Annotated in this window: 12 protein-coding genes; 8 read left to right on the forward strand and 4 right to left on the reverse strand. The window is 45.7% G+C overall.

The features are described 5' to 3' along the window. The first annotated feature begins 61 nt into the window (after positions 1-61). The 4 genes from QUA58_RS30085 to QUA58_RS30100 all read left to right on the forward strand — a co-directional run bounded on the left by QUA58_RS30085 (position 62) and on the right by QUA58_RS30100 (position 3,191). Positions 62-289, forward strand: coding sequence for an ISAzo13-like element transposase-related protein (locus QUA58_RS30085; RefSeq protein WP_333397805.1), 228 nt, complete (start codon positions 62-64; stop codon positions 287-289). Positions 290-629: 340 nt separating this feature from the next. Further along, complete coding sequence (locus QUA58_RS30090) at positions 630-1,199, forward strand: HD domain-containing protein (protein WP_333397807.1); 570 nt, start codon at positions 630-632, stop codon at positions 1,197-1,199. 50 nt (positions 1,200-1,249) lie between these two features. Then, the gene (locus QUA58_RS30095) at positions 1,250-2,383 is read left to right on the forward strand and encodes an ABC transporter ATP-binding protein (protein ID WP_333397809.1); all 1,134 of its coding nucleotides are present in this window, start codon (positions 1,250-1,252) and stop codon (positions 2,381-2,383) included. A gap of 403 nt (positions 2,384-2,786) precedes the next feature. Then, a complete protein-coding gene (locus QUA58_RS30100; RefSeq protein ID WP_333257312.1) occupies positions 2,787-3,191 on the forward strand; it encodes a hypothetical protein in 405 nt (134 codons plus the stop codon). A gap of 63 nt (positions 3,192-3,254) precedes the next feature. Here QUA58_RS30100 and QUA58_RS30105 read toward each other — a convergent pair whose 3' ends face one another. The 3 genes from QUA58_RS30105 to rbfA all read right to left on the reverse strand — a co-directional run bounded on the left by QUA58_RS30105 (position 3,255) and on the right by rbfA (position 6,030). Then, on the reverse strand, positions 3,255-3,488 hold the full coding sequence (locus QUA58_RS30105; RefSeq protein ID WP_333057778.1) for a DUF4327 family protein: 234 nt from the start codon (positions 3,486-3,488) through the stop codon (positions 3,255-3,257). 362 nt (positions 3,489-3,850) lie between these two features. Next, entirely contained in the window at positions 3,851-5,512 is a 1,662-nt protein-coding gene (locus tag QUA58_RS30110) for a glycoside hydrolase family 3 N-terminal domain-containing protein (protein ID WP_333397812.1), read from the reverse strand. 65 nt (positions 5,513-5,577) lie between these two features. Beyond that, entirely contained in the window at positions 5,578-6,030 is a 453-nt protein-coding gene (rbfA, locus tag QUA58_RS30115; protein WP_333257306.1) for a 30S ribosome-binding factor RbfA, read from the reverse strand. Between the two features lie 230 nt (positions 6,031-6,260). Here rbfA and QUA58_RS30120 point away from each other — a divergent pair, with 230 nt between their 5' ends. The 4 genes from QUA58_RS30120 to sipA all read left to right on the forward strand — a co-directional run bounded on the left by QUA58_RS30120 (position 6,261) and on the right by sipA (position 7,622). Beyond that, entirely contained in the window at positions 6,261-6,689 is a 429-nt protein-coding gene (locus tag QUA58_RS30120; RefSeq protein WP_333257303.1) for an NUDIX domain-containing protein, read from the forward strand. Between the two features lie 152 nt (positions 6,690-6,841). Beyond that, entirely contained in the window at positions 6,842-7,111 is a 270-nt protein-coding gene (locus QUA58_RS30125; RefSeq protein WP_333257320.1) for a GIY-YIG nuclease family protein, read from the forward strand. After that, positions 7,108-7,329, forward strand: coding sequence for a hypothetical protein (locus QUA58_RS30130; protein WP_333257300.1), 222 nt, complete (start codon positions 7,108-7,110; stop codon positions 7,327-7,329). Before QUA58_RS30125 ends, QUA58_RS30130 begins: the two co-directional genes overlap by 4 nt. Before the next feature lie 71 nt (positions 7,330-7,400). Continuing rightward, positions 7,401-7,622: a regulatory protein SipA gene (gene sipA, locus QUA58_RS30135; protein WP_333257297.1), complete on the forward strand. Its 222-nt coding sequence runs from the start codon at positions 7,401-7,403 to the stop codon at positions 7,620-7,622. 68 nt (positions 7,623-7,690) lie between these two features. Here the strand turns inward: sipA and QUA58_RS30140 are convergent. Further along, positions 7,691-7,904 (reverse strand): hypothetical protein (locus tag QUA58_RS30140; protein ID WP_333257295.1); only part of this gene is annotated, 214 nt, incomplete at its 5' end.

Consider the following 7,904-nt stretch of genomic DNA (forward strand, 5'->3'; position numbering starts at 1 on the left):
AGTGATTTTTTCTTGTGGGATGGGCCGGAGAGCCCGTCCCATTAACTGATGAAAAGGATTTTTGCAAGAGGTCTATTATTGGAATGGTGCTATTTTAGATTCGGTTGAAACTGCCATAAACTGGGCATCTAACATGACATGGAAAGGAATTAAGCCCATTGTACACTTAATTGAGATAACTTATGAGAAAGGCGTAAAAGTCTTACCTCATGAGTTAAAACAGTATTTGCCCGAATGGCAACGTTCTGAAACTTTACCAAAATGGGATATCACGATTCCCCCATTTTGACTGGTATTTTATTTGTCCGCGAGTCCCTTAGCGGTTTCTTAAGAGTTTGCAAGGCGTTTGAATGGAGACTCGCAAGTAGGTAAGCACTACAGACAATTTCCCACCATTTTTCAATATTTGTGTAACTTATGAGGCTAAAATCGGCTCAGCCTAATTTATTTTGACTTAATTTTAATCCAGATTTTACCCAATAGAGCCATCCGTAAAAAATACCAACCTGGTGATATTTGGCATCAGAAATTCTTGTCATTACAGAGCAAGTTTCGTTGGGTAGAAGAATTTCTTGATTCGTCTTAGCCCGACAATTTATATATCATACCAATTAAGAAAGGTGACTTTCATGATTCTCTCAAACCGTTTTTCTGAAGCCCTCACCTATGCCGCCGAATTGCACGCTACTCAAGTTCGCAAAGGTTCGGGCGTTCCCTACATTGCCCATTTGTTGGGCACGGCTAGTATAGCTTTAGAATATGGGGCAAATGAAGATGAGGCGATCGCAGCTTTGCTTCACGATGCGATCGAAGATCAAGGCGGCCACACCACCCGCGAAGCCATCTGCCGCCGCTTTGGGGATACTGTCACAGCGATTGTAGACGGCTGTACAGACAGTGACGAGACGCCGAAACCCCCTTGGTGGCAGGGAAAACAAGCCTATATCGATCGCATTTCTACAGCTTCTGGCTCCGTCAGATTAGTCTCGGCTGCTGATAAACTTTATAATGTTCGATCGATCCTGAAAGATTCCCGTCAATTAGGAGATACTGTTTGGGAACGCTTTAAAGGTGGCAAAGACGGTTCTCTCTGGTATTATCGTTGTTTAGTAGAAGCATTCCGCCAAGCTGAGTTAACGCCTATAGTTGAAGAATTAGACCGCACAGTTTTAGAATTGGAACAGTTTTCTGAAGGCTGAAGACTGAAGGTAAAAATCACTCATTATCAATTACCAATTACAGTCACAAAATGGCAAATGTTCGCTTAGAAAATATTACCAGACGCTACCAAAACGTCACCGCGATCGAAAACATCAGCTTCAAAATCCCGGACGGGGAATTTTGGGTATTAGTCGGGCCATCCGGCTGCGGGAAATCCACAATTATGCGGACAATTGCAGGTTTAGAAACCGCAACTTCCGGCAATCTTTACATCGGAGATAATTTAGTTAACAACATTCCGGCGAGACAGCGGGACGTTGCAATGGTGTTTCAAAATTACGCGCTTTACCCGCACATGACTGTCGCGGAAAATCTGGCTTTTGGATTGCGGATGCGGAAGGTTGACCCGACTAAAATTCAAGAACGAGTCGAAACAGTAGCCCGCTCACTCTCGATCGATCACCTCCTCAAGCGTAAGCCCAAACAGCTATCAGGCGGACAGCAGCAGCGGGTAGCACTCGGAAGGGCGATCGCCCGCGAACCGAAAGTATTTCTTTTGGATGAACCGCTTTCTAACCTCGATGCTCAACTGCGAGATGACACTAGAGCCGAACTCAAACAACTGCATCAACGGCTGGGAATTACCACAATTTACGTCACCCACGACCAAGTGGAAGCGATGACTTTAGCTGATAAGATTGTAGTCTTAAATGGGGGGAAAATTCAACAAATTGGAGATCCGCAAAGCATTTATGCCAAACCAGCTAACCGCATGGTTGCCACATTTTTAGGCAATCCCGCCATGAACATTTTGCCAGCAATTTATACTAACGAATCCTTTCAAGTGGGAAATCAACATTTAGCCTGTCCGCCCTCGATTCAGAAAAAATTGCAGCCTAGAGAAGGACAAGGATTTGATTTGGGCATCCGTCCAGAAAATATAGAAATGTTTACGCCACAAAACGCAGAAGAAGATGATTTGAAAACCGATGTTTGGGCATTAGAAAAAGTCCCTCTTGATGTAGAGGTAAAAGTAGTGGAACCTCTAGGGCGAGAAACTTTAATTCGGGCGAGTTTGCCTTTGTTGAGTGCTGAAACTACTGTACAGTTACAAATACCTGCGAATGTTCGCTTGCGATCGGGCGATCAACTAAAGGTACAGCTTGACTTCGATCGACTATTTATATTTGACCCCTCCACCGGTGAGGCGCTGTATCCTTAACTCGATTCAACCTCAAATCTCCAATCTTAAATAGATAGGATTTATGCACGCTGACTGATGAAACCCAGTTTCTTCGTGTATTTCTCGTTCCTCGTCCCAAATTTTTCGCAGAAACCGGGTTTCTCGCCCCCATGCGTAAGCCCCGATAGACTGACTTTTCGAGTGGGGATGTTTCTATTTCTTGTTACAAAAATTTACAGTTGACATTTATCAATTTCCGAAGTAATGATACGATTAGTATTGGCACAACGGCAAAACGTCCCCCCAAAAGCTGATCTTTCCTAACTCGGGGCGATCGCGATCGACAACTTCGCATCTTCGCGCTAAGAAGCGGCTTTACGCCCCAACTTGGGAGCAACTAGCGAACCAAAAACTCAGAAAAACGTTCTAGCGGCATTTTTAGATGAATCCCGACAACCTGCCTCAAATGCTGCAAACAGGATTTCACCTAACTTTAGGTGCAACTTCCTTTTTAATTGAGACATTGCAAGATCCCCTGAAGCGAGAAGAAAATCTTGACAAACTGAAGTCAGATTTTGGCCAGCTAGCCGATGAGTTGCTGGAAAAAGGAGAAATGACTGAGCGAGAAGCCCGGAATTTTGTAGATACTATTTTCTCAGGGCCGGGCGATCGGGAGAATGCAGACAATGAATCTGTCTCGCCCAAGCAATCAGATGCAGCGACAGATGCTCCTCCCGAGTCGGTTGTACAGCCTAACGTAAAGCTAGAGATTCAAGAATTAACTGCACAGATGGCAGCGCTGAGGGCCGAGTTGGAAAATTTGCGCGCCCAAAAATCCCAGTATTAAAGAATCAAGAGTCTTTAACACAGCCGGAGTTTACTTGCCAACTTAATTTAAGAGAACCAAACTTTAGTCATTGTCCCATTTTTCAGAACCGATCAGGTCGGCAATGCGATCGCGCAGTAAGAAGTCGCATTTTTCTAATTCGCACTCTACACAAGCCCATTCCCGGGGTGGGATGAATTGGCACAGCGTGTAGATAGGCTGTTGGCGGCTCAGCACGCCCTCGTGGACTAGGTGACGCGCTTCATCTTGGATCACATCTAAAGAGTATTGGATTTGGGGAATAGTGGAGTGAATCATAATGCGCCCTCAATGTTTTACTAAAAAAATTTATGGCCCTGGTAATAATATAGTCCAAACTTAGGAATATGGAAGTTAAATTTTGTCCGTATACAGCTATACAATTCACCACCGTAAATAAAAATAAATTATACGAATCATTAGTAAGTGATGGGATCTGTCTTAGGATATTGATAAACAGCACATTTTCCTGACTAGGAAGCGGATCTGCTGGAAAGTTCAATTCAGAACTTAGGAACCCGCATCGGATTCCCGGTTTCTGGATGCTTTGCCACCAAAGGCAACATTTCTTGCGAGAAACCGGGTTGATGAATTTAAGTCCTGACGGAAACACCAAAGGAAAGATTTAGGAGTCGGGCAACTCAAGCATTACCAGTTCCGTCAATGCCGAATAGCACTTCTAGAACGAGAGATTGCGCTGCCGGCATTTGCCCATAACAAAATACATAAGGAATACTCGGAGGCAAGTGTGGCAAAAATTGCTCTAAAACGTAGGGACTGCCGTAAATTAACACAGCTTGCAGTTCTCCCGTTTTTAATAATTTCTTAAACCAATCTTGAGCTGCTTCGGTCAAACCAGCACTGCCTCGGAAGCAATTGCCGCGAATGAAAATTTGCAGCAGTGTCGGAGAAAAATGCTCTGCACCTGTATTATCAGCGATCGCCCCTGTGCGATCGTCAATCAGTTGCAATTCGTAACCAAACTGTTCGGGAAGGGCGATGGCAGGAGTGTGGTTGCCCAAAAACTCGCACCCCAAAACATCATCTACAACAATCAAATTCCGCAAAAGCTGGTTTTCTGGGGGTTTTGCAACCTGCAAAGGTAGATTGCCGCCAAATTTCAAAGAATCTCGCAAAATATCGGCAGCAGTTGCCCTTGCCTCTGGATTTGCCAGCAAACTTAAGTCGATCGAGTCGATCGATTCTGGATGCTTGCTCCCCCCCTTGTAGGGGCGGTGCCCCTGTGCCCGCCCTGGTTGGGGGGGGTCAGAAATTGGCAAACCCACCTTAATTTTTGCTTTCCAAATTCGGTTGACAGATTCCTTGATTTGTGATAATAAAATCCGCCCTTGAGTAACAGCTTCGCAGACAGCCAAAATCGCCCCTTCCGGGTCAAGCGGCATCAGCAAAACATCAGCCCCAGCCTCAGCCGCCAAAACAGCAGCTTCATTAGCGCCGTACTTATTGGCGATCGCACCCATCACCAAAGCATCCGTCACAATCAAACCTTCAAATCCCAACTCTTCTCGCAGCTTGCCGATCAAAATCTTGCGAGAAAGAGTAGCAGGAAACTCGGCATCCCAAGTTGGAATCAGCAAGTGAGCACTCATCACAGCATCGACCCCAGCAGCGATCGCCTCAACAAAAGGAGGCAACTCAACAGCAGCCAATCTCGCTGGCGAATGTGGCAAAACCGGCAATTCCAAGTGAGAATCAACCGCCGTATCTCCATGACCGGGAAAATGCTTAGCTGTAGTCAAAACCGGGTGCTGCCCTGCGCCGCGAATAAAAGCACTTGCCAATTTGCCGACAATTTCCGATGTCTCGCCAAAAGCGCGGACGTTAATCACGGGATTGTCGGGATTGTTGTTAACATCAACGACTGGTGCGAGAATCCAATTTAGACCGATCGCCCTAGCTTCGATCGCAGTCACAGAGCCCATTTGTTCAGCATATCGATCGGCTTTACCTGCATCGTGCCGCGCCACTTCGGCAATTGCCATCGGCGGCCCGAACCAAGTCGCCCCCGCGAACCGCTGGCCGACACCTTCCTCAATATCAGCCGCCAGCAGTAGCGGAAACTTGGCCCAAGACTGCAATTGGTGCGATCGAACTGCCAACTCCGCAGCGCTTCCCCCGACCAAAATCACCCCACCGACGCCCAACTTTTCCAAATAATAGCGGAGTTTGTCGGCGGTTGGCTCCCATTCAAGATAGCGAATTTGATGGTCGAACAAGTAGCCAGAAGCACGCACTACGAACATCTGGGCTACCAATTCTGGCAAGGAAAGATTGTCAATCATGGGTAATTTGGAATTGTTGACTGTTGACTGTTGACTGTTGACTGTTGACTGCCTTCAGATGCTAATTAATCCTTGTCTGCTTCTAAATCATCATCATCATCATCATCATTGGTCAATTTTTCGCCATCATCCGTCAATTCTTCGTCGTCAAACATACCTGGTTTGCGATCGGCAGAAAGCTGATTCAGCAGTATCACCATTTTATCACCCCGTTCCAGGGAACCATCTTCTAGAAATGCCACTCCTGGTGTCCGGCGTAATTGCAACCGCTGCCCCAACTGGTTACGAACATAGCTAGTTGCCGATTTCAAACCTTCCATAGTCTCGGCTTTCGCCTCATCAGTACCGTAAATACTGACAAAGATTTTTGTGTGCTGAAGGTCTCCCGAAACAACTACTTCGGTAACGCTAACCATACCTGCACCGACGCGATCGTCCTTAATGCCGTTCAGCAACATCAGACTGACTTCCCGCTTAATCATTGAAGCTACGCGCTCTATGCGACGACTTGTAGCCATACCAACTATCCCCTACTTTTAGATCAGCCGTTTTTATCCCGACCGACAATTGTAGCGCGACTTGAACCTAAAATGAGTGAATTAGCTTGATCGACCGGGTTTTTGCGTCATATAAATTCCGTCAGGATAGAGGAGACTGCACGTACGGTGTCCCTACAATATTATTTTGGGTAGGGACACGGCGCGTGCAGTCTCCTAATTTCTCAACTATAGATTGTCAAATACTTAATATGAATATTCCTAAGTCAATTGTTCGCATTTTTCTAATCCTGCCGAACGGCCAGATTGTGGCACAACTGCGAGATAATATTCCAGGTATTGCAAGTGAAGGGATGCTTTCTACTTTTGGTGGTGGCGTGGACATTGGAGAAAGTCCAAATCAGGCCGCAGTGCGAGAATTGGAGGAAGAAACTTGTCTTGAAAAAAACTATAAAATGGAATTTGTCACAACTTTTGTTCATCAAAAAACCCAAAATCATCAAGCAGTCCTACAGGATAATTACCTATTCTTGGCGAGAATTAGTAATATTGAGGCAATAGAAATCAAAGAAGGTGTGGGTTTAGTCGTTTTGAGAAAAGATGTAGATTTTGAGAAGGTAAATGCAGGCGAGGGTACTCAAATGGCTTGGAAATTGTTGCAGGATTATTTAAATCGGTAATTAATGGGCGATCTTCAATATAAAATCAAGCAAAGTCCGATCGCCCCCCCATCATGCCCGATTCTATCCAACAAGAAGCCCGCCAAATTCTGGATACCCTTGCCTTCACCCCGTTTTAGCAATGCCAACCCCTCAGCCGCGACTTTGGTACTATTCCTACCAGAGTAGGTTTATACGCATTTCGGCATTCCTCCGAAGGACTGCTTTACATTGGCAAAGCCAAAAACTTGCGAGACAGACTTCGCAACGGACATAAAGCCTTTCTGTGGGGCTGGCTCGATCGCTACAATCCAGACGACGTGAGGATTGCCTTCGTCACTCTCAACCAATGGCAAAGACCGGGGTTATCATATGAATTAGAAACCCTGATCCTCCAAGCCAGCAACCCTCCCTACAACGTTAAAATCCCCAGAGAACTATGACTCAAACTATCACCAAGCAACACCTTTCGACCGAAGATATTCATCAGTTGGTCGATAATTTGCCTGACTATATAAAAGCTGCCCTCTTGTCCAAGTCCGCTGAACTTGAATGTTCTCTTGAAGCTACGATTGAAATGGCAATCTCTAGCTTTTTAGACGAAGAATCTTTTAGCTTTGAAGATTGTTTGCTGGCTAAACGCATGAAAGATACTGTCTGAAATTTCATCGATCGCGATCGCACTCCCAGTTACGCTTAAGTTATGCCGCTCGCCAAACAGGAATAAAACTCATGGAAAAAGAATTTACAATCGGTCAAAAAGTCCGAGTTGTGGCGATGCCGCCCTACGTCAAAACTGCCGAACCGATGCCGATGCTGCGGCCTGCGAATTTAATTGCGATCGGCGCTGAAGGCGTTGTGATCGATCGGCGTCCCGGCAATTATTGGGGAATTCGCTTTGAAAAAGGTGCTTTTCTGTTAGACAGTCAGTACATTGAAGCAGTTGACAGTTGACAGTTGACAGTTGACAGTTTTCATTGGACAGTGGGCAGTTGTCATTGGGCAGTTGTCATTGGGAATTGTCATTGGGAATTGGGCAATTTTCCCTCTTCCCTCTTCCTTCTTCCTTCTTCCTTCTTCCTTCTTCCTTCTTCCTTCTTCCTTCTTCCTTCTTCCTTCCTTCTTCTTCCTTCCTTCCTTCCTTCTTCCTTCTTCCTTCCTTCTTCTTCCTTCCTTCCTTCCTTCCTTCCTTCCTTCCTTCCTTCCTTCCTTCCTTCCTTCCTTCCTTCCTTCCTT

Source organism: Microcoleus sp. N9_A1, from assembly GCF_036701795.1.
Classification (GTDB): domain Bacteria; phylum Cyanobacteriota; class Cyanobacteriia; order Cyanobacteriales; family Microcoleaceae; genus Microcoleus.